Genomic DNA, 20,591 nt, shown 5'->3' on the forward strand with positions numbered 1-20,591 from the left:
CTTCGGGTTCGGCAACAAATATGCCAAGGGTAATTCCCAACAGCTTTCTTTCTGTCCTTTAATTAATCTTCTTCAAAGGCCTTTTGAATTTCCTCTTCCGTAGATCGAAGTTTGGTGCGGCAAGTTTTTACCAATGCGGCTGCTTCCTTGACTAAATCTGCTAACTCATCCACGGATTTGCTTCCTTCTTCGAGTTGAGCCAAAATACTTTCCAATCGTTCCAAAGATTGGCTGTAGGTTAGATCCTTCATTTCTTTTCAATTTGAGTGATGGTACTCGTTAAAATCATTTTTTCAGCATACGTTTTTAAGGTAGCTCCTTCGGTAATATCTCCAGAACCGATAGGGCTTCCATTCACTTCCGAGCGCGTATAGCCTCTTTTGAAAATCGCTTCTGGGTCTAGTTGCCGAAGTTGGGATTCGAGAAAAGTAAGTTTAGCTTCCTGTTGATCCAAGAGGAGCTTGGTGCTTTTTTTTATGCCTCGAGCTAAATTATCCAATTCGACAGTTTGGATTTTTAGGGTAGAATTTGCTCCCATAAGAATTCGCTTCGAAAGAGTCGTAATCCGATCTGTGTTGGAATTCAGCATTTGCATACTTTTTCCCCGAAGTCTCAATTCTAGTTGCTGGATTTTGGTAGATTCTTCTCGGAGTTTAGATCGAGTGGCTCGATCCAACCGACGAAGGCTTAAACCAAGATTTTCCTCAAAGATCCGAAAGCTTTCTAGGATAAATTCCGCAACCGCAGTGGGAGTTTTCAATCGGGTATGCGCCACCAAATCTGCAATGGTTTCATCTCGTTCATGGCCAATTCCAGTCAAGACTGGGATGGGATATGCCGCGATTTTTTTGGCCAATTCATAGTCATCAAAACAATCCAAATCTAATTGAGCTCCGCCTCCTCGAATTAGGATTACGGCATCAAAGGTCCGGTTTTCTGATTGGAATAGGATCTTGTCCAAGGCTGAAATCAAGGTTCCAACAGCTTCATTTCCTTGCATAAGGGAAGGGAAAAGTTGGTGGCTCACTTGATAGCCGTAGCCATTTTGATCCAATTGGTTGATGAAATCACCGTATCCTGCGGCGGTAGGGCTTGAGATTACGGCAATTCTTTGGATGACGATCGGAAGAGGCAAATTCCCATTTAGTCGAAGTAATCCTTCCCGAGTCAAGCGATCGATTGTTTCCTGCCGAATGCGAGATCGCTCTCCCAATGAAAACGAGGGATCAATGTCCTTAACCGTAATGCTCAGACCATACAGTGGGTGAAAATTGACCGAAACCTGAGCCAAAACCTTCATCCCATTTTTGAGACTGGTTCGGGTAATAGATTCAAACTTGGCAGCTATCGTCCGATAGTTAAACTGCCAAATATTGCCACGGATTTTTGCGAGCAGTTTATTTTCCTGCTTTTCAACTAGCTCAAAATATGCGTGTCCTTGTGGGGCTACTCGAAAGTCCGCCAATTCACCTACCACCCAAAAAACAGGAGCAAGTTCTGATTCAAGTACCTGCTGGATTTGTTGGGTTAGTTGACTGACGGAAAGAGGATTCATTGAATTAAAGTTTTGCGGCGGCTTTGATTTGTCCGCTCAATTCAAGGCTAGCTTTTAGCATCGGAAGCCTCACTTGGTCACTGCTCAGGATTCCAAGGTGGGAAAGAAGATTTTTGATTCCTACTGGATTTCCTTCCAAATACATCAAGCTATTCAATTTTAAGAGGGAAAAAGCAGCCGCCAAAGCTTCTTTTTCATCACCCTTGGTTAGGGTGGCAAATGTTTCTGGATAGGCATTGGCCAAAACAGAAATGACCCCACTTCCTCCAATGCTCATTATGGCCTTCGTTAATAAATCATCGCCAGAAAGGAGCAAAAAGTCATGTGGCATCTCTGCTGCAATCTGCATGCATTGCTCTAAGTTTCCGCTGGCTTCTTTCATCCCAATGACGTTGGGATGGTGAGAAAGCGTCAAGGTGGTCGACGCATTCATATTTGACATCGTCCTGCCGGGAATATTGTACAACATCACAGGAACAGGAGACGCATCAGCTACTGCGGTATAATGGGCAATAATACCGGCTTGACTCGGCTTATTATAATAAGGACTTACGGAAAGAATACCTGCAACTCCCGTGAAATCGGTGTTTTGAATTTCTTCAATAACTGATTGGGTGTTGTTTCCGCCAATTCCAAGCATAACAGGTACTCGGCCACCATTGTATTCAAGACAAGCTTTGAGAACCAATTTCTTTTCAGATGAGGAAAGAGTAGCAGCCTCTCCGGTGGTACCGAGAACTACCAAATAATCCACACCGCCTGAAATGACATGATCCACCAGCTTTCGAAGACTGTTAAAGTCAATCGAATGGTCTTCGTGAAATGGAGTGACTAGGGCTACGCCGGTGCCTTTGAATGCGTTCATGGTTTTAGGTTTGTTAGGGCTGCAAAGATACAGCCTTGCTTTGTTTTTGAACTCCGTTTGTAGAAAAAAACGGGTTTAAACCATTTAAACTATGATTTCAGCGAAAATAGGGCGGTTTTTGAGTGAAAAAAGGGGGATAGATTTGGGCTAAAAATAAGATGGGACCTGTTCAGTAAACAGGTCCCAAATCAATCAAACGGCAAATAATTAATCAAAACCAAACAACAAAGTTTTTATACAGCCCACTGAAGTTCGGGGAGGTAGGCCGTTGAAATGCGATTCTGGATAAATGAGGCCCATTTTTTAGCGATGGCATATTCATCAGCAAGGTGGTGAACCTCATCCTCATCGTAGATAGGAAGGCTCTTTGATCCTTTTTTACTGTCTTTGAAGTGGAGGACCAAATCAAGGTATTCGAGCTTTTGTCTTTTTTCCTGGCGATGCTTGATTTCTCTAAAATGGCTATCAAGACTTACGTGGTCCACTTGGCTTAAATCCACCACGGTTTGAACCGGGAAATGCCCATGTCTACAATAGACCAAGATGTTTTTTTCCAAATCTATCCCGAGGGTGTAATGGTTTCTCCAACTCTGGACTTTGTCCAAGTGGATGTTTTTGGATTGGGTAAATTCCTCAAAATTGGGACAAGCTGGTTTGTCTTTCTTTCTAGGTTGATAAATATGAATGAGGTAAGGAAGGCTGACAAGCAGCAATCCTGCAGATGCTAAAAGCACCTCTGCGGTTGTAATTTCCATGGTTTTAAGAATAATGAGTTGATAATTGATTTTTCAGCAGGAGAAAATCAACTCATTTACCAAGTATGGAAAAAGTAAAAGAAGGTGGTTTTGACGTCAAAAAGTGGGGCTGAATCCGAGTAGTGTGGATTCAGAAATTGACTTTTAAAACAACGCGTTAGAGGATATTCCTGAAGGGAGAAATTGCCAAAAAAAACTTTTGATTCTGCTTCAAATCCGGAGGATTCTGGAAGAGTACCTAATTCATTTCCATCGTGTTCTCCGATTTCAAGAACTGTTTGTTTGGAGAATTCCTGCTCAGCTTGGGACTTTGCCGGAAATAAAACCATGAGCGACAAACCCAAAATCCATTGGGTGAGCAAGAGGGCCGATGTGATTTGTCGCTTCATCAGCATCTAGTTACGAAAATTCTTTATCGGATGTCAAAAATGTATTGTTAATTTTTATGTATGGGAATTTCTGCTGCTCTTTCTTGGTGTTAGTTGCTTTGGATCATTTTTAAAAAATCTTCCTCTGATATTAGTGGAATGCCCAGTTTAATGGCTTTTTCTTTCTTGCTAGGTCCCATTTCTTCTCCTTCAATAATGAAGTCCAGATTTTTGGAAACTGAAGAAATATATTGACCTCCATGAGCCTGAACGAAACCCACGATTTCATCCCGCTTGAAATTTTGCAATTTTCCAGAAGCTAAAATCCGCTTTCCAGCCAAGGCATTTCCTAATACTTGTTCCTCTCGATGCTCGATTTCAAATTTTAATCCATGAGCCTTCAGCCGAGCAATGTGTTCGAGGTTTTCTGATTGTGCGAAAAACTCCCTGATGCTGTGAACCAGCGTTTCGCCTACTCCATTGATTTCCAAAAGTTGTTCGTCGCTGGCATCTTTTAATTTGTCAATGCTTCCAAAGTGCTTCGCTAAAAGCACTGCTGTATTTTCACCGATATTTCGAATACCCAAAGCGAAAAGCACCTTTTCAAAAGGTTGTTCCTTGGATTTGAAAATTCCCTCCATCATGTTGGAAATGACACCTTCTTGGAAGGTGTTGGCCTTGAGTTTTTTGATTCTTTCCTGAATTTCTACAGGAAGGTCCAGATTGAGTTCGAGGAGAATCATATGGACCGTGCCGTGCTTTTTACTCGCCTCAAGGATTTGCTCAAAGCTGGTTCTCCTTCCCAGAAAAATTTCCAAGACTACAGCCACTGGGACATAGTCTTCCACCTTCATCAACTCTAGGTGTTGATCTAGATTTTGAAGGAGGTAGTCGATCATTCCAACATTGGCAGGAACTTTTTTCTTCCAAGCTCTGATCTGAGCTTGAAAACCTCGAAGCTGATCTCGGAGGGGGAGATGGGCCGTTTCGGTTAAATAATCCTGAATTTGCTTATATGAAATTCCCTCGGTAAGGGCGAATAAAGCCTTGTCCAATCGGATATATAGCAGTCCAGAAACTTCCCGTTCGTATTGATCTTGGCTCATTTCCAGGCCAAGCAAATCTTGCTGCTTGTTTTCCAAATCGTAGATATCGGCGTAGCTGCTGATAAACCCTTGATCGATCAAAGCACGAATCCGCTCCGTGCCCAATGAATCAATATCCATCGCTCGCTTATGGACAAAATGCTCGATTTTCCCCAAGACCTGAGGAGGGCAGCTCTGGGCATTCGGACAATAGTGTTTTGCTTCCCCTTCTTTTCGGATAAGTCCAGTTCCACATTCCGGACAATGTTCGATATAATGGACAGGATGTGCTCCTATTTTTCGCTTAACTGGATTTACTCCGGTGATTTTTGGGATGATTTCCCCGCCTTTCTCCACAAAAACAAAATCCCGCTCATGGATATCGAGCCGTAGAATTTCGTTGGCGTTGTGAAGGGACGCTCTTTTGACAGTTGTACCAGCCAACTGAACTGGAGCTAGATTAGCTACTGGGGTAATCGCACCAGTACGGCCCACTTGATAGGTGATGGAAAGGAGCTCGGTTTCGGCGCTTTCCGCCTTGTATTTGTATGCGATGGCCCATCTGGGATTTTTGGCTGTGAATCCCAATTCTTCCCGTTGATCGTAATCGTTGATTTTGAGGACCACGCCATCGGTATCAAGAGGAAGGGTGAATCTTTGTTCTCTCCAATCCTCGATATAATTCAAGACTTCTTGAATGGTAGATGCTTTTCGATAGGTAGGGGAGACATTGAAGCCCCAGCTTTCGATCAAGTGGATCGCTTCATCGTGTTTGGATATTCCCAGATCTTCACCCAAAAGCTGGTAAAAATAGCAGTTGAGTCTTCGCTTGGCGACAACACTGCTGTCCTGCATTTTGAGTGTACCTGAGGCGGCATTTCTTGGATTAGCTAGAAGAGATTCGCCTTTTTGCTCACGTTCGGCATTGATTTTTTCAAATTCCTTGAGTGGAAGAAAAATCTCCCCTCTCACTTCAAATTTGGCAGGGACATTCGCCGCATGGATTGCCAAAGGGATGTTTCGAATTGTCTTTACATTCGCAGTCACATCGTCTCCTTTGGTTCCGTCGCCTCGGGTCACCGCACGGACTAGCTTGCCGTTTTCATACACCAAGGAGATTGCCACACCGTCAAATTTCATTTCGCAGAAGTACTCGAAGTTTTGATGGCCAAGACCTTTGATCACACGCTCGTCAAAAGCCTGGAGTTCTTCCACAGTATACGTGTTTCCAAGTGATAGCATTCGGTATTCATGCTCCACTGTCTGAAATTCCTTGGTGATCGAACCCCCAACTCGCTGACTAGGACTTTCTGGAGAAAGCAAATCCGGAAAACTGGTCTCCAATTGAATCAATTCCTCAAGCAAACGATCAAAGTCAAAGTCCGAAATTTCAGTCCGGCTCTCTTGATAATACAATTGGTTGTGGTAATTGATTTCTTTGGTCAATTGGGCAATTCGTTTCGCAGCTTCAGCGTGTGTCATGTGGCAAAAATTAGGAGGGTAAAAATAGGAGGTTTAGGGTGAGTTGGAAAATTGCGGGGTTTGAAAGTTAGACGCTAGTTAAGAATAGAAGATATCAATTTGTAGTCTCGCTCATTTTCTAAAATCAGGTACAAGTTTCTTAATTGAGCCATAGGCAGAAATAAACTAGAAAAGGAAGTTCTTTCAATTGAAGTGATGGATCGTGTTTATCTTTGTTTAAATCTCATGGCAATGACAAAGAAGAGCTCAGTTGAGGGAAAAATATTGGATTCGGCCTATGCTTTATTCCTAAAGAATGGCTACCGACATACCACCATGGACGATATCGCCCAAAGCTTGGGAATGAGTAAAAAGACCCTTTACAATTATTTTCCGGGGAAGTTGGAATTGCTTTCCGCTTGCTTTGAAGTCTTAAAAACCAAATTGACTGCCAAGGTTGAAACCATTTTGGAGAATCGGTACATCTCTTTTCCACTGAAGTTAAAGTCTTCTTTGACTGTAGTCGCTACCCACTTGGCGCCGATCAATCCTGAACTTTTCGAGGATTTGAGAGAGTTTGCGCCTGAGATTTGGAAAGATCTCACCGATTACATCAATGAGTCTGCTTATGAGCGATTTTCCAAACTGATTCAGCAGGGAATAGATCAAGGATTAGTTAATCCGAGGATTCCTGTGAGTTTGATTGTGATGCTTTATGCTGCTTCAGTTCAATGTTTATTGGATCCAAAATTTTACGAGAAGTTTCCAGAAAATTTCCAAAAAGGCATGAAAATGCCCCCCTCTGATATTTATGACCAGGCCATCAGTATCATTTACAATGGGATTTTGACCGAGGAGGCTCGGAATGAATTTCAAAATGCCTAGGTCCGCCTTCCATTGATTTTCCTATCTTTGGCCTCGATTTTAGAGGGCTTTGTAAAGACTAGTTCGGTCTTTCCTCTTCATTCTTCCATTAAGTTTACTCATGAGCAATAAATCATTCAAACGATACACCATCACCTCGGCTTTGCCTTATGCCAATGGTCCTTTGCATATCGGTCACCTGGCCGGATGCTATGTACCTGCTGATATCTATGTTCGCTATCTGAGATCTCAAGGTCGTGATGTGGCATTTATTTGTGGTTCGGATGAACATGGTGTTGCTATCACCATCAAAGCCGCCAAAGAAGGAAAGACGCCTCAGGAAGTGGTGGACTTCTACCATGAAATGATGAAAAAAAGCTTTGCTGAGTTTGGGATTAGTTTCAATCACTATTCCCGGACCTCTGCTAAAGTTCACCATGAAACAGCTCAGGGATTTTTCACCGATCTCTACCAAAAAGGAGAGTTTCTGGAGCAATCTACAGAGCAATATTACGATGAGGAAGCAGGTCAATTTTTGGCCGATAGATACATTGAAGGTACTTGTCCCAAATGTGGCAATGAACACGCCTATGGCGATCAGTGCGAAAAATGTGGAACTGCACTCAGCCCCACTGAATTGATTAATCCACGATCCAAACTCAGCGGAAGAACTCCAGTTCTTAAAGAAACCAAGCATTGGTTTTTGGATTTGGCCCGCTACCAAGACTTTTTAAAGAAATGGATTCTAGAAGATCATGCTCAGGATTGGAAAAATAATGTGTTGGGCCAATGCCGCTCTTGGTTAGAAGCCGGAGAGGGATTGCAGGCTCGATCCATGACTCGTGATTTAGAATGGGGAATCAAAGTGCCTCTTCAAGATGCGGAGGGAAAAGTTCTTTACGTCTGGTTTGACGCTCCAATCGGATACATTTCTTCCACCAAAGAATGGGCTGCGGAAAAGGAAATTGCTTGGGAGCCGTATTGGAAAGATCAGGAGACCAAGCTAGTTCACTTCATTGGGAAGGATAATATCGTATTTCATTGCATCATTTTCCCAGCCATTTTGAAGACACATGGAGGATATGTTCTTCCTGAAAATGTGCCCGCGAATGAGTTTTTGAATTTGGAAGGAGATAAAATTTCCACTTCAAGAAACTGGGCGGTTTGGTTGCATGAATATTTGGAAGAATTTCCGGGTAAACAGGATGTGCTTCGCTATGTCCTTACCGCTAATGCACCTGAAACCAAGGATAATGATTTTACCTGGAAGGATTTTCAAGGAAGAAATAACTCGGAACTGGTGGCGATCTATGGAAATTTTGTCAACAGAGCCGTCGTTTTAACCCAAAAGTTCTTCAATGGAATTGTTCCTGAGCGTGGTGAACTGACGGGTATTGATCAGGAAGTTCTTCAAGACTTGGCGGATTTTCCAGCTAAAATCGAAGCTTCAATTGAGCGATACCGATTCCGTGAAGCCTTGGGTTTGGTGATGGATTTGGCCAGAATGGGGAATAAATACCTCGCCGATACCGAGCCTTGGAAAGAAATCAAAACCGATGAAGCTCGTACCAAGACGATTCTCAATATCGCCTTGAATATCGCCGCCAACTTGGCGATCGTCTCTGAGCCGTTTTTACCATTCACTGCTCAAAAGCTATTTGATTTGTTTGGATTGGAGAAAGGGACTTGGTCTGAGGCAGGAAATGGAGAATTGATTCAAGCCAACCGAGCATTAGGACCTATGGGTTTATTGTTTGAGAAAATCGAAGACGAAACAGTCGAAAAACAAGTGCAAAAATTACTAGATGCCAAGAAAATGAATGAAGCTGCAAATACTCCAGTGACTCCAATGAAGGAAATAATTACCTATGATGACTTTGCTAAATTGGATATGAGAGTTGTCACTGTTTTGGAAGCGGAACCTATGCCGAAATCCAAAAAACTTCTAAAACTTAAAGTGGATACAGGTTTGGGTCACCGAACAGTTTTGAGTGGTGTAGCTGAGCATTTCGCACCAGAGTTTTTGGTAGGAAGGCAAGTGACGATGTTGATCAATTTGGCTCCTAGAAAAATGATGGGCATTGACTCTGAAGGAATGATCTTGATGGCAGAAGATAAGGACGGTAAGCTCAAATTGCTTATCCCTCACGAAGGAACAGCAAGCGGATCGACGATTTCTTAAGTGCTGATAGCCAAGTATCAAGAGGTTGAATTCGAAAAAACCTGTCTGGAGTTATTCTGGACAGGTTTTTTTGTTGGGTAAAATAAATTTCCCCTAGGAGTTTGGTTGATTCAAGCTTCTATTTATTTTGCGAATCACCTAAATAATTCTTGGGGTTTATAATTATTCAGCATGTTCAAAAGAAGATACTTTGTCGCCTTATTTTCCATTTTTCTAAGTTTTCCCTCTTACAGCCAAATTGAGATTAATAACCAAAAGTCTGAAAATCATCAGTTAGTACCGGGTACGGAAGTTTTTATGGTTCCACCTCCCAATTTTTTAGCAATGGGTTTTCCAGGGTTTGTTTTTCCTGCAGCTGATGCTTCCATGTTAGTTTCTAAAATTCCAGAAGCAAATTTTTTAGAAATAGAATCTGAATTAGCAGGAATTATAGGAGATCAAAAATTGATTAGCGAAGTGGAAGATGTACGAATCAATGGTTTTCAAGGAAAGATTTTTACTACTGAGGAAATTAAAGAGGGTGATCCAATTACTTATCACACCCTTTTTTTCGGAGATAATGACTTCGTGTATTTGGTTATGGGCATGTGTCCTTCTGACCATTCTGGTATCATAGAGTCCATCAAAGAGTCTATTTTTTCGATAGTTTATGATCCGAATGCGATCGAATCATCCATCATTCCTTTCTCAGTTCAGGTGGAAGGGACCAAAATGAAGGAAGTGGGTGAGCGATCTGGAATGATATTTTATACCGTAGACGGAAAGCTCCCAACCGAATCAACGGATAAAACAGCATTGATTTTAGGATCTTCGATCTATCCGGTGGATGTGGAAGATGTTCGGGAATACACCGTCAACCGAATCAAACAGTTGCCATATACAGCTACCAACGTTCAAAAAAGTCAATTGAGGGAAGTTCAGATAAATGGCTTATCCGGTTTTGAATTTGATTTTTTTGGGACAAAGGGTCCTGGTCAAGCCGAAGAACTGGTATATGTGGTGATGTTATTTAAGGATGACAAATACTACCTCTTAATTGGGAATGCCTCACAAGATTTTGAAGAGAATTTGAAGCTATTCAAAAAAGTATCTTCCACGTTTAGGTTGATGGAGTAGGTTGCAAATTACCTAATGATACTATTTCAAAATTTCAGAGATAAAGGCCTGACCTTGCTATTCTAGACAAATGGATTGGATCTTGTGTGATCCATTTAATGCAAAGGCCTTTTCTTGATCATTCCTCCTTTGGTGTCTTTGATGGGATATTGGATCACGAAGGCTTTTGGGTCGATTTTTTCAATTTCGGTCAAAACCCGAGTTACTTCCAGCCGGGTGACCACGCAGAAAAGTACGTTTCGGTCTGGGTTTTTGGCTTTTTCACCGAATCCACCATCCGCTTTAAAAGCCGTCACTCCACGTCCTAAATCGTAGGTGATTTTTTCTTTGATGGTGTCTGATTGCTCAGAAACAATCATAACTCCAAGGTATTCCTCCACTCCGTTGATTAGGAAATCCACCATACGGGAGGCGGAAAAGTAAGTAAGCATGGAGTACATGGCAGTTTCCAAATTGACTAGCCAAGCTGCGACGATAAATAGAAATACATTGAAGACGGTGATAAAATCTCCTACTGTCAAACTGGATCTTCTGGAAACGGAGATGGCCAATACCTCAGTCCCGTCAATCACTGCACCTCCACGAATCGCAAATCCAATTCCAGTTCCCAGGAAGAATCCACCAAAAACTGCAATCAATAACTTGTCAGCGGTAATGACGGGCAGCTCGATGTAATGCACCAAAAGAGCCAGAGCCAAAATTGCTAATGTGCTTTTGAGCGCAAAGCGCAAGGAAAGTTGCTTGTAGCCAAGATAAATGAAAGGCAGGTTGACCAAAATAATCAGTGGAGATAGGTCTAGGGGAGTAACGATTTCCAAAAGCAAAGCCATTCCCATAGCGCCACCATCAAAAAAGTCGTTAGGGAGTAAAAAGCCCTTGAGACCTATACTGGCCATGACCACTCCGATTCCGATAAAAATCACGTCTTTTACCCGTCTCCAAAGCTGAATTCGATTGGCGAGACTAGCATCTTGAATTTGCAAAAGTTCCTTAGACATCTCTTAGAAGTTTAAAGTGCAAAAATAGAGGCTATTTTGAGAAGGTGCTAATTTCATTGAATTCGTATTTGGTTAATGAATTGCCTTATTTTTTATGAAAAATATCATTAATTATATTTATCAGTGAAAAAAATAACTCATAAAATCATTTTTGTTGAAAAAATGTGAATTTTAAGTTTCATATTTAACCAAGGTAAGGCTTAATAATTGGCACATGAAAATAGATGGATATTCACACGGGGAGCATTACGATGAAATGTTTGGGTCAGATGGAGAAATAAGGCCTCACTATCAAGAGTTTGCTCATTTTTTGAAGAAAACCTCTTCTAAAAAAATGCATCAGCTTCAATTCTCGGCCAATCAAACTCAAAAGGCCATGGGAATGACTTTTAATGTGTACCATGACAACCAGGGCTTAGAGAAGATTCTTCATTTGGATATTATTCCTCGAATTATTCCCAATTCAGAATGGGAAAAGTTGGAGGCAGGACTTAAGCAACGCGTGAAAGCCTTGAATCTATTTTTGCAAGACATCTATAATGAGCAGCAGGTCATCAAGGATGGGATTATTCCCGCAGATTTGATTTTGGGATCGAAGGATTTTCTGAAGCCTTGCATTGGAATGACCCCGCCCAAAGGAATATGGTGTCACATTACAGGGACAGATTTGGTTCGGGACAAAAATGGAGAATACTACATTTTGGAGGATAATCTTCGCTGCCCTTCAGGGGTTTCGTATATGTTGGAGAGCAGGGAAATTATCAAGCGTGCCTATCCACAGTTGTTTAATGATGAAGGAGTTATGCCTGTTTCGGATTATCCAACCAAGCTGCTCAAAATGTTGCGCTTCCTTTCGAATAAGCCAAAACCAGTGGTTGGAGTATTGACTCCTGGAATCTACAACTCGGCCTATTTTGAGCATTCCTATCTGGCTTTGCAAATGGGAGTAGAGTTGGTGATTGGCCAAGATCTCACGGTTAAAGACAACAAGGTGTACATGCAAACCACCAAAGGTTTGGAGCAAATTGATGTGATTTACCGCAGGATAGATGATTCATTTTTAGATCCTTTGGCTTTCAATCCGGCTTCTTTATTGGGGGTGCCTGGGATTTTTGAAGCCTATAAAGCGGGTAACATTGCTTTTGCCAATGCTCCCGGAACAGGTGTCGCTGATGATAAGGCAGTCTACGCCTATGTGCCGAGAATTATAAAATATTACCTCAATGAGGAGCCGATTTTAAATAATGTGCCTACCTATCTCTGTCGAGAGGAAGAAGATCGAAATTTCGTCCTTGAAAATATTGCCTCATTGGTAGTTAAGGAAACGGATGCTGCCGGCGGATATGGAATGCTGATCGGCCCCAAAGCTACTCCAGAGGAACATGAAAAATTCCGCAACTTGATTCTCCAAAACCCCAAACATTACATTGCTCAGCCCACCTTGTCTTTATCCACGGTTCCTTGCTTGACTGAAGAAGGGATCGATGGACGTCACGTGGATCTTAGGCCCTATATTCTTTATGGACAGGAGATTGAAGTTATCCCGGGATCATTGACTAGGGTTGCCTTGAAGAAAGGATCGCTGGTGGTTAATAGTTCTCAGGGTGGAGGAAGTAAGGATACTTGGGTTTTGTACAATTAATCAAGAAAAATTATGCTAAGTAGAGTAGCAAATCAGATCTACTGGTTAGGAAGATACCTGGAGAGAGCAGAAAATTATGCCCGCTTTATTGATGTGAATTTCAATCTGATGCAGGATTTGCCCATGGACATGAAGGAGCAGTGGCTCCCATTGGTTGCTGCTACTGGGGACTTGGATTTGTTTAATGCCAAGCATGGTAATTTTGATCGCCAAGAGGTCATGTTTTTCTTGGCCTTTGATTCTGAAAATCCCAATTCCATGCTATCCGCAGTCACCAAAGCACGGGAGAATGCACGGATTATTCGGGAAAATTTGAGTAAGGAGACCTGGGAAAAAGTGAACGAACTCTATTACATGCTGAAAGAGGGATGTGATAAGAAGGTCTGGAAAAAAGAAGACCCAAGGAAGTTTTTTGAAAATGTAAAGAATCAAATCTTACTGATCTACGGATTGGCAGATGCGACAGTGGCAAGAACAGAAGGCTGGTATTTTCGACAGTTGGGTCAAATGTTAGAGCGGGCAGATAAGACTTCTCGAATTTTAGATGTGAAATACCACATTCTTTTACCTTCCGCTTTGGAAGTAGGAACACCATTGGATTTTCTCCATTGGACTGCTTTGCTTAAATCTGTAACGGGTTTCAATACCTATCGAAGACTTTATGGAACCATCGACCCATCCGGAGTAGTGGAATTTTTGGTATTGAATAAATACTTCCCTAGATCTATTTATTTCTGTCTCAAAGAAGCTGAAAAATACCTCCACTTTATTTCTGAAAATAACTCGGGAGGATTTAAGAATTCGGCTGAAAAAGCCATGGGTGAATTAAAGTCCCGTTTAGAGTTTTCGGAGGTCAATGATATAATTTCTTTAGGCCTTCATGAATATTTGGATACACTCCAACTTAAAATCAACCATATTTCGGATCTCATAGACATCAACTTCTTCCGACTAAAGGAAAATAAGGATGTCCCATCTCATTTTGCACAATGACATTTTGCCTAGGCATAAAAACAAAAAATGGAATCGTAGGGCTTTCGGATACCCGAATTACCTCCGGAAACGAAACCACTTCATCCAAAAAGGTATTCACGGTTAACAAGAAGAAGCATTCCTTCTTCATCATGACCTCAGGGCTCAGGTCGGTACGAGATAAGGCCATTACTTACTTCTCTGAGATGATCGAACTCAAAGACGATAATTTTACCAAGATGTACCAAGCAGTCAACGAGTTTGGAAATCAGGTAAAAATAGTGGCTAAAGAAGATAAGGCCTTTTTAGAAGATGCAGGTTTTCAATTTAACTTGTTTTCGATTATCGGAGGGCAGTTGGAACATGATACCGAACCCAAATTGTATTTGCTTTATCCTCAGGGTAATTGGATTGAAATTCGAAAGGGGACTCCATTCGTAATCATTGGAAATACTGGATTTGGAAATCCTGTTTTAAAGCGATCACTCACTTACGAGGATTCGTTGGATTATGCACTTAAATGTGCCTTTTTGGCCTTTGATGCAACTCGGATTTCGGCTAACGACGTGGATTTCCCGATAGATACAGTGGTGCTAAAAAATGGAGAATACTTCACCAAAGAGCGAAGATTTGAACAAAAAGAATTAGAGCATATTTCAAATTTTTGGAACAACAGACTCAAAAATGCCATCGAAGAATTGCCTTCTGAGGCCTTGAGTAGTGCAGTCCGGGATGAAGAACAGCTGGTTCAAAATCCCTGAAGATGTTAATTCAAGTTTGGCACCATACTCAATATCTATATGAAAGCCCAGTTTCCTTGGGCATTCATCGACTTTATCTCTATCCACAGCATCGGCCGTATTTTCGGATCGAACATCAAAAGTTTGAGATTTTACCTCATCCTGTAGGACAAAATTTCCGTCAAGATTTAGCTGGAAACTGGTACAACCAAAGTTGGTTTACCGGAGAGACAGAATCCATGGAATTGACTTCTGAATGGATTTTCAAATTGAGTAAATTCAATCCATTCGACTTTATTTTAGACAAAAGCTTTGAGGAAAGAGGCTGGAATGACCCTTATTTTCAATTTACCTATCAGGAGCAAACCGCATTTTTAATTCCCTTTCTTCAATCCTCTCCTTCGGATCAATTCAGAGATTTTTTGCAAGAAATAAAAAAAGGATCGTCTGGTTTGATTGATTTCTTGGTCAACTTGAATCAGGAAATTCATGGGAATTGGACCCACCAAATTCGTGAGGAATCTGATTTATGGACTCCCATTGAAACCTTTACCAAAGAGCAGGGCGCTTGTAGAGATTTGGCTTTTATGCAAATGCAAATGCTCCGTGAAATAGGACTGGCAGCCAGATTTGTCAGCGGATACGCTTTTAATCCGGAACTCGAAGGTGGCCATGAACTTCATGCCTGGATCGAGGTATTCCTACCGGGCGCCGGTTGGGTGGGATTGGATCCCAGTTTAGGGCTTTTTACAGATCACCACCACATCCCTTTGGCCTGTCATCCTGATCCAGGGAGGACCTTGCCCGTTCAAGGGACTTTTGCAGGAAGCAGCATCTCACACCTTCATGCAAGGGTAGATATTCGTTTGCTGAATAAAGGCCGATAAATCAATTTCCGAGAACAGCGGCCTCTGGCATTTCAAAAAGCTTATCGTCCAAGGCCTCGTTTACTAGGAAAACATCTGAGAAACTCACTTGATATCGGATTCTTCTGGTGGAGTCGTTTTGAAAATCATAGCCCGTGATTACTCTAGGGAAAACCAAACCTCCAGCATCTCTGTAATCTTCGTATTTGAGAATATTGGGAGGGGCTGTGGTATTATTGTAATTAACCGCAAAAATCACCCATTCCAGACGTCCTGATTCGGGATTTTGAAGCAGGATATATCGATTTGTTGGGCCAGTGTTGGAGCCTGGGCCTTGGATTGCCTCTAGCGCTTTATAAGAAACTCCATTTACAAGTTGATCAGCGATAGGAGTTACGGTTACCGTCGTGTCAGTAAGCGCGTAGGGAAGAGTAAAAAAGGAATAATAAAGGTTTTGGTAAAACCGAACCGATTGACCTTTGAAGTTTTCCCGGTTTGGACTTATCCATACTTTTTCGCCGTCATTGCCGATTTGCCATAGGTCTGCATCGATTCTAGCTTGGCGTTTCTTAAGGTTGAAGTAGTGGTTTTCCCATTCCAGCGTGGTTTCGTGTACCATGGCAAACGAAAAAGCCTCTGCCTCAATCCATTTGCTCCAATCCCCATGTGCATCTAACAACTGTTTAAATTCTCCAGATTGGTTTAATCTCGGATCAGGAGCAGATTTTTTTTCAGTACAGGAAAATAGAAAAACAAGGAGAGCGATAAAGGGAACAAGGGTAAACTTCATGGGTGGGTTAAATTTGGGCAGTAAGATACCATATCGCCTTTTAAAAATTACTAGTTACTAGTTGAATTCTGAACAGTTCTGTGGGGCACCGTTCGTCCGATTTTATTTAGAGTTAGTAGAACTGATGTCGCCCGTTTTATGCAAATGAAACTCACTAAAATTTAATTGAAATTTTATTGGGGTCCTTTTTTAAAAAATGAATTTTTAAAATAAATAAGTTTAATTATTTCAGTAAAAAATTGACTAATATAAAGAGGTGATAATTTAGGGTTGATCCTAAAGGGGCAATGTCAAAGTAGGAATCACCCGGCAAAATTTGATTTATGGTTTTTGAAGTTGAGTTAAAAAATAAGCTTAAAGAGTTATTAGAGGGAGTTAAGAAAATTGTTGGCTCTCGATCAGAAGTCTTAATAGGAAATGGTGGGCAGATAATTTTTCCAGTTGAAAAATTTGATTCTGATAAGATTCCGGCTCCTCAGGATTTTTATGAGCTGGCTAGGAATCGTGAGGTTTGGATGGAGATTCAAGGCTGGTTCTTTTGTGCTTTTTCCATTGAATTTGAGGGAGTTTTGGTTTTGGGAGTGTTTCAGCCCACCTCATTTTCCAAAGGAGTTCAAGAGGGTTTGATTCCTCTTTTGAATAATCAATTTTCGTCCTTAGTTCCGATTTTGAGGATCACTTCTTTGGAGACTAATTGGAATGAAATTAAGTAAAAGAATCTATTTAATGCGCTGACTCAAGGAGTAGTGTATCATGACCATACGGGTCAAATTATCGCGAATAACCCTGCCGCTGAGCGAATTCTCAAATTATCTAGTGATCAAATTTTAGGAAAGACATCGATTGATCCCACTTGGCATACCATTCATGAGGATGGCTCAGAATTCCCTGGTGAAGAGCATCCGGCTATGGTCGCTCTTCGAACTGGGAAGGAGGTAAGAAATGTAGTAATGGGAGTAAAATCAGGTTCAGATGATTCGGTGACTTGGATTGTCATTGATGCCATTCCAGAAATTCTCCCTGACTCCAAAACTCCACATCACGTGTTGGTGAGTTTCTCAGAAATCACCCAAATCAAAGCAATCAAAAGCCAAATCAAGGAAAAGAAGGCTGTGCTCACAGCAATCATGGAAAGTGCCAATGAAAGTATCTGGGCTTTGGATTTGAATTACAGGCTTTTATATGCCAATCAGCTATTTTTTGAACGATTTAAATTGCTTCAAAAGAGTGAAATATCGATCAACGACCAGATTCTTTCTTTTTTATCCGGCGAAATGGTAGAAAAGTGGGAGGGATATTTCAATCAAGTGTTTCAAGGGGAGGAATTACTTTTCAATGAACATTACCAGACTACTTCGATGGATTATAATTTGGAGACCACCATTAAACCCATCTACTCCGGCGCTAAAATCATCGGGGCTGCGGCTTTCTCCAAAAATATCAGTGATATGGCTAAGCACATTCAAATCATTGAAAATCAAAACTCAAAACTTCGAGAAATTGCCTGGATTCAAAGTCACTTGGTGAGGGCTCCTTTGGCTAGAATTATGGGTGTTGTGAATGCTATAGAGAATTTTGAAGAACATGAAGTTCAAGAGCACAAATCGTTTATTGGTCTATTAAAGATAGCGTCTCTTGAGTTGGATGAAATCATTCGGGATGTGGTCAAAAAATCGGAAACTATTGACTGAAAAATCTATTTGGAAGGCTTAATTTTATTTTAGATTAATTCTAAATAATAAAATACTTTTTTACTTTTGGAGGCGAAAAGAATCCAAGATTAAACCTTTTAACCAAGCCTGACATGTGGAAGACGATTCGAAAGTTTCTCAATGATATTCACCTTTATGCCGGACTAATCTGTGGGCTGGTGGTCATTGCTGTTTGTCTCAGCGGGACCATCTATGTTTATAATACGGAGATTCGGGAATTTTTTGATTCAGAGCGGTATTTCGTAGAAGTCCAAGGAAGTCGCCGTTCACTCGATGAGCTTAAAGCTTCCATAGAAAATGAACTGCAGGGACAGGTTGTGGGTGTGTCTGTTTTCGATGGAGAAAATCGTTCCGTACAAGTTTCTCTAAAAAATGATCCTGAAGCTAGACCGATTACGTTGTTTGTGGATCCATATTCTGGGGAAATCCTAGCAGATAACAAGGAAAAAACTTCCGCAGAAGAGTTTATGGGATCCATGTTTTCACTTCACCGTTGGTTGCTCTTGGACAAGGTGGAGGAGCCGATTTTGGAGAGCATGAGCAATCAGGAGTTGGGCAGATTTATCAATGGAGTGGCAACCTTATTGTTTTTGCTCGGGGTACTTACAGGGATCGTGATTTGGGTACCACAGAAAGCCAAAAATTGGAAGCAAGGTCTTAAAGTAAAATGGGATGCGAATTGGAAGCGAGTCAACCACGATTTGCACAATACATTAGCCTTTTATTCTCTGATTGCCTTATTTATCATGGCGGTTACGGGGCCATTTTGGTCCTATGAATGGTATCGCACAGGTTGGCAAAAAACTTGGGATACCTACCAAGCTCCAAAGGAGTCTTCAGCTCCAAAACCAGAACAAGCCTCTGCTTCGGTCGAACCAATCGTGGAAGAACCGATGGAAGTGACTGTCCCTTTCTTGGATCAAATTTATTTGGCGACTAATTTAATTTTGGATTACCGAGGAATGGTTCGAATTTCCTTACCAGAAAAACCAGGAAGTGACATTTCAATAAGCAAGTCAAGAACAGGGTTTTTTGCGCGTGCTGGTGCTGACCAATTGAAATTGAATCCTGCAAATCTCGAGCTGAAGGAAGCTAACTTATTTAGCGAGTTACCTGTTAGGCAGCAGATTGGAAGGTCGGTTAAAGCTCTTCATACCGGAGAGATATTTGGTCAGTTTACCAAGTTTTTATGGTTCGTAGGTTGCTTGATTGCTACTTCTCTACCCATTACAGGGACGCTGATTTGGTTAAACAAAAAGAAGAAAAAAAGACCTGCTAAAGACAAAAAGCCGGCTTCTCGCACCATGGCTCAGGCAGTTTGAAAATAGAGTTGTTTTTTAAAAAAGGCTTCTGGATTGATTCAGGGGCCTTTTTGTTTCAAGGCCCAATGAGTTCTCAAAGAAATGAAGCAGGTTGAGAGCTGCCATCATTTGAGGAAAGCTAGGAGCTAAGTACTTAGCTGCCGTCGTATATTCTAAATGTGTTTTTCGGCTTATCTTGCAGGATGCGTTATCTGTATTTTATTCTGGCGTTCTTGGGTTTCAATTCATCCTTTGCGCAAGAGAAACCTTGGATGCTTGGGCCTTTTCAAAGACCTCTTGAGGCACAACCCATTATTTCCCCTCAAACACAAACTCTTTTTCAAGACCCGATGACTGGTAAATCGGTCGCATGGGAATCGATGGCTACGTTCAATCCTGCAGCGATTGTAAAAGATGGCTTAGTCCATGTGCTTTACCGAGCCGAAGAAAAGCTTGGAGAAAAGGAAATTGGGGGCCATACTTCTCGATTAGGAATGGCTATTTCGGAGGATGGATTTCAATTTTCTCGAGAAACGCAGCCGATTTTTTACCCAAAGGAGGATTCTCAAAAGAGGTATGAATGGACTGGGGGAACAGAGGATCCTCGAATCGTGGAGACTGAAGATGGCCTTTATGTCCTGACCTATACGCAATGGAATCGTGATGTGCCAAGGTTGGCAGTGGCTACCTCGCGAGATCTTAGAAATTGGGAAAAGCATGGGCCAATCTTTGAGCATTGGAAAGAAGGAAAATACCACAACAGCGAATCCAAGTCAGGGGCTATAGTTACCCAAGTCAAAAATGGAAAACTTGTGGCAGCCAAAATCAATGGGAAATATTGGATGTATTATGGAGTTCCCCACATCTGGATAGCTTCCTGGGACGACTTAATTAACTGGCAGCCTTTGGAAAATCACGAGGGTAACCGAGTACCTGTTTTAAGTCCTCGCCCGGGTTATTTTGATTCCTGGTTGGTTGAGGCAGGACCGCCGCCCATCTTGACGGAACATGGGATAGTCGTGATGTATAATGCTGGAAATTCCCAGCAGGTAGGAGTGAAAAATCTTGGGAATCGGGTTTACACGGGAGGACAAGCGCTTTTTGATCCCAAAGAACCTTGGAAATTAGTGGATCGCTCTGAGTATCCGTTTATTCAACCTGAACTCCCTTTCGAAAAATCTGGTCAATATCCAGAGGGCACGACCTTTTTGGAAGGATTGGTGTATTTCCAAGGGAAATGGTTACTTTATTATGGCACAGCAGATTCGATGGTTGGGGTGGTCAGTGCAGAAGCAAATTAAAATTAAGCGAATCTTAAG

Annotated in this window: 19 protein-coding genes and 1 pseudogene; 12 read left to right on the forward strand and 8 right to left on the reverse strand. The window is 41.6% G+C overall.

Annotated features, from left to right (window positions below):
• Window positions 1-62: 62 nt before the first annotated feature.
• The 6 genes from xseB to ligA all read right to left on the reverse strand — a co-directional run bounded on the left by xseB (window position 63) and on the right by ligA (window position 6,110).
• Window positions 63-251, reverse strand: a complete 189-nt coding sequence (xseB, locus tag AO498_RS07365) for an exodeoxyribonuclease VII small subunit (protein WP_067545382.1) — start codon at window positions 249-251, stop codon at window positions 63-65.
• Window positions 248-1,555: an exodeoxyribonuclease VII large subunit gene (xseA, locus tag AO498_RS07370; RefSeq protein WP_067545385.1), complete on the reverse strand. Its 1,308-nt coding sequence runs from the start codon at window positions 1,553-1,555 to the stop codon at window positions 248-250. Before xseA ends, xseB begins: the two co-directional genes overlap by 4 nt.
• Before the next feature lie 4 nt (window positions 1,556-1,559).
• A complete protein-coding gene (gene dapA / locus AO498_RS07375) occupies window positions 1,560-2,420 on the reverse strand; it encodes a 4-hydroxy-tetrahydrodipicolinate synthase (RefSeq protein ID WP_067545388.1) in 861 nt (286 codons plus the stop codon).
• A gap of 233 nt (window positions 2,421-2,653) precedes the next feature.
• Window positions 2,654-3,175, reverse strand: coding sequence for a hypothetical protein (locus tag AO498_RS07380; RefSeq protein WP_067545391.1), 522 nt, complete (start codon window positions 3,173-3,175; stop codon window positions 2,654-2,656).
• A 56-nt stretch (window positions 3,176-3,231) separates the two neighbouring features.
• The gene (locus AO498_RS07385; protein WP_148660198.1) at window positions 3,232-3,564 is read right to left on the reverse strand and encodes a hypothetical protein; all 333 of its coding nucleotides are present in this window, start codon (window positions 3,562-3,564) and stop codon (window positions 3,232-3,234) included.
• A gap of 89 nt (window positions 3,565-3,653) precedes the next feature.
• Window positions 3,654-6,110 (reverse strand): NAD-dependent DNA ligase LigA, encoded by a 2,457-nt coding sequence (ligA, locus tag AO498_RS07390; protein ID WP_067545397.1) that lies wholly within the window; start codon window positions 6,108-6,110, stop codon window positions 3,654-3,656.
• Between the two features lie 231 nt (window positions 6,111-6,341).
• On the opposite strand from ligA, the gene AO498_RS07395 reads away from it, so the two are divergent.
• The 3 genes from AO498_RS07395 to AO498_RS07405 all read left to right on the forward strand — a co-directional run bounded on the left by AO498_RS07395 (window position 6,342) and on the right by AO498_RS07405 (window position 10,251).
• On the forward strand, window positions 6,342-6,974 hold the full coding sequence (locus AO498_RS07395; protein WP_067550329.1) for a TetR/AcrR family transcriptional regulator: 633 nt from the start codon (window positions 6,342-6,344) through the stop codon (window positions 6,972-6,974).
• A gap of 100 nt (window positions 6,975-7,074) precedes the next feature.
• Entirely contained in the window at window positions 7,075-9,135 is a 2,061-nt protein-coding gene (gene metG / locus AO498_RS07400; protein ID WP_067545400.1) for a methionine--tRNA ligase, read from the forward strand.
• A gap of 171 nt (window positions 9,136-9,306) precedes the next feature.
• The gene (locus tag AO498_RS07405; protein WP_067545403.1) at window positions 9,307-10,251 is read left to right on the forward strand and encodes a hypothetical protein; all 945 of its coding nucleotides are present in this window, start codon (window positions 9,307-9,309) and stop codon (window positions 10,249-10,251) included.
• Window positions 10,252-10,346: 95 nt separating this feature from the next.
• Here AO498_RS07405 and AO498_RS07410 read toward each other — a convergent pair whose 3' ends face one another.
• Entirely contained in the window at window positions 10,347-11,249 is a 903-nt protein-coding gene (locus AO498_RS07410; protein ID WP_067545406.1) for a YitT family protein, read from the reverse strand.
• Window positions 11,250-11,463: 214 nt separating this feature from the next.
• On the opposite strand from AO498_RS07410, the gene AO498_RS07415 reads away from it, so the two are divergent.
• From AO498_RS07415 to AO498_RS07430, 4 genes are read left to right on the forward strand one after another with little or no spacing between them, the layout of a single operon-like run.
• Complete coding sequence (locus AO498_RS07415; RefSeq protein WP_067545409.1) at window positions 11,464-12,891, forward strand: circularly permuted type 2 ATP-grasp protein; 1,428 nt, start codon at window positions 11,464-11,466, stop codon at window positions 12,889-12,891.
• 12 nt (window positions 12,892-12,903) lie between these two features.
• Window positions 12,904-13,884, forward strand: a complete 981-nt coding sequence (locus AO498_RS07420; protein WP_067545413.1) for an alpha-E domain-containing protein — start codon at window positions 12,904-12,906, stop codon at window positions 13,882-13,884.
• Complete coding sequence (locus tag AO498_RS07425; protein WP_067545416.1) at window positions 13,881-14,624, forward strand: proteasome-type protease; 744 nt, start codon at window positions 13,881-13,883, stop codon at window positions 14,622-14,624. Before AO498_RS07420 ends, AO498_RS07425 begins: the two co-directional genes overlap by 4 nt.
• A gap of 2 nt (window positions 14,625-14,626) precedes the next feature.
• Window positions 14,627-15,490 carry a transglutaminase family protein gene (locus tag AO498_RS07430; protein WP_067545419.1) on the forward strand — a complete coding sequence of 288 codons (864 nt, stop codon included), beginning with the start codon at window positions 14,627-14,629 and terminating at the stop codon, window positions 15,488-15,490.
• A 1-nt stretch (window position 15,491) separates the two neighbouring features.
• Here the strand turns inward: AO498_RS07430 and AO498_RS07435 are convergent, their stop codons facing one another.
• Window positions 15,492-16,259, reverse strand: a complete 768-nt coding sequence (locus AO498_RS07435) for a hypothetical protein (protein ID WP_067545422.1) — start codon at window positions 16,257-16,259, stop codon at window positions 15,492-15,494.
• Between the two features lie 323 nt (window positions 16,260-16,582).
• Here AO498_RS07435 and AO498_RS07440 point away from each other — a divergent pair, with 323 nt between their 5' ends.
• From AO498_RS07440 to AO498_RS07455, 5 genes and pseudogenes are all read left to right on the forward strand, one after another.
• Window positions 16,583-16,972 (forward strand): hypothetical protein, encoded by a 390-nt coding sequence (locus tag AO498_RS07440; protein WP_067545425.1) that lies wholly within the window; start codon window positions 16,583-16,585, stop codon window positions 16,970-16,972.
• Window positions 16,973-16,987: 15 nt separating this feature from the next.
• Window positions 16,988-17,281, forward strand: a pseudogene (locus AO498_RS17385) (PAS domain-containing protein); the annotation flags it as partial.
• A 105-nt stretch (window positions 17,282-17,386) separates the two neighbouring features.
• Window positions 17,387-17,950 carry a transcriptional regulator gene (locus AO498_RS17390; protein WP_335339822.1) on the forward strand — a complete coding sequence of 188 codons (564 nt, stop codon included), beginning with the start codon at window positions 17,387-17,389 and terminating at the stop codon, window positions 17,948-17,950.
• Between the two features lie 113 nt (window positions 17,951-18,063).
• Entirely contained in the window at window positions 18,064-19,293 is a 1,230-nt protein-coding gene (locus tag AO498_RS07450; protein ID WP_067545430.1) for a PepSY-associated TM helix domain-containing protein, read from the forward strand.
• Window positions 19,294-19,475: 182 nt separating this feature from the next.
• Window positions 19,476-20,573, forward strand: coding sequence for a glycoside hydrolase family 130 protein (locus AO498_RS07455; RefSeq protein ID WP_067545433.1), 1,098 nt, complete (start codon window positions 19,476-19,478; stop codon window positions 20,571-20,573).
• Window positions 20,574-20,591 lie beyond the last annotated feature (18 nt).

This window comes from Algoriphagus sanaruensis (assembly GCF_001593605.1).
GTDB lineage: Bacteria > Bacteroidota > Bacteroidia > Cytophagales > Cyclobacteriaceae > Algoriphagus > Algoriphagus sanaruensis.

Coding starts and splice junctions, on each gene's coding strand:
- xseB (WP_067545382.1), bottom strand. CDS start 251: ATGAAGGATCTAACCTACAGCCAATCTTTGGAACGATTGGAAAGTATT.
- xseA (WP_067545385.1), bottom strand. CDS start 1,555: ATGAATCCTCTTTCCGTCAGTCAACTAACCCAACAAATCCAGCAGGTA.
- dapA (WP_067545388.1), bottom strand. CDS start 2,420: ATGAACGCATTCAAAGGCACCGGCGTAGCCCTAGTCACTCCATTTCAC.
- AO498_RS07380 (WP_067545391.1), bottom strand. CDS start 3,175: ATGGAAATTACAACCGCAGAGGTGCTTTTAGCATCTGCAGGATTGCTG.
- AO498_RS07385 (WP_148660198.1), bottom strand. CDS start 3,564: ATGAAGCGACAAATCACATCGGCCCTCTTGCTCACCCAATGGATTTTG.
- ligA (WP_067545397.1), bottom strand. CDS start 6,110: ATGACACACGCTGAAGCTGCGAAACGAATTGCCCAATTGACCAAAGAA.
- AO498_RS07395 (WP_067550329.1), top strand. CDS start 6,342: ATGACAAAGAAGAGCTCAGTTGAGGGAAAAATATTGGATTCGGCCTAT.
- metG (WP_067545400.1), top strand. CDS start 7,075: ATGAGCAATAAATCATTCAAACGATACACCATCACCTCGGCTTTGCCT.
- AO498_RS07405 (WP_067545403.1), top strand. CDS start 9,307: ATGTTCAAAAGAAGATACTTTGTCGCCTTATTTTCCATTTTTCTAAGT.
- AO498_RS07410 (WP_067545406.1), bottom strand. CDS start 11,249: ATGTCTAAGGAACTTTTGCAAATTCAAGATGCTAGTCTCGCCAATCGA.
- AO498_RS07415 (WP_067545409.1), top strand. CDS start 11,464: ATGAAAATAGATGGATATTCACACGGGGAGCATTACGATGAAATGTTT.
- AO498_RS07420 (WP_067545413.1), top strand. CDS start 12,904: ATGCTAAGTAGAGTAGCAAATCAGATCTACTGGTTAGGAAGATACCTG.
- AO498_RS07425 (WP_067545416.1), top strand. CDS start 13,881: ATGACATTTTGCCTAGGCATAAAAACAAAAAATGGAATCGTAGGGCTT.
- AO498_RS07430 (WP_067545419.1), top strand. CDS start 14,627: ATGTTAATTCAAGTTTGGCACCATACTCAATATCTATATGAAAGCCCA.
- AO498_RS07435 (WP_067545422.1), bottom strand. CDS start 16,259: ATGAAGTTTACCCTTGTTCCCTTTATCGCTCTCCTTGTTTTTCTATTT.
- AO498_RS07440 (WP_067545425.1), top strand. CDS start 16,583: ATGGTTTTTGAAGTTGAGTTAAAAAATAAGCTTAAAGAGTTATTAGAG.
- AO498_RS17390 (WP_335339822.1), top strand. CDS start 17,387: ATGGAAAGTGCCAATGAAAGTATCTGGGCTTTGGATTTGAATTACAGG.
- AO498_RS07450 (WP_067545430.1), top strand. CDS start 18,064: ATGTGGAAGACGATTCGAAAGTTTCTCAATGATATTCACCTTTATGCC.
- AO498_RS07455 (WP_067545433.1), top strand. CDS start 19,476: ATGCGTTATCTGTATTTTATTCTGGCGTTCTTGGGTTTCAATTCATCC.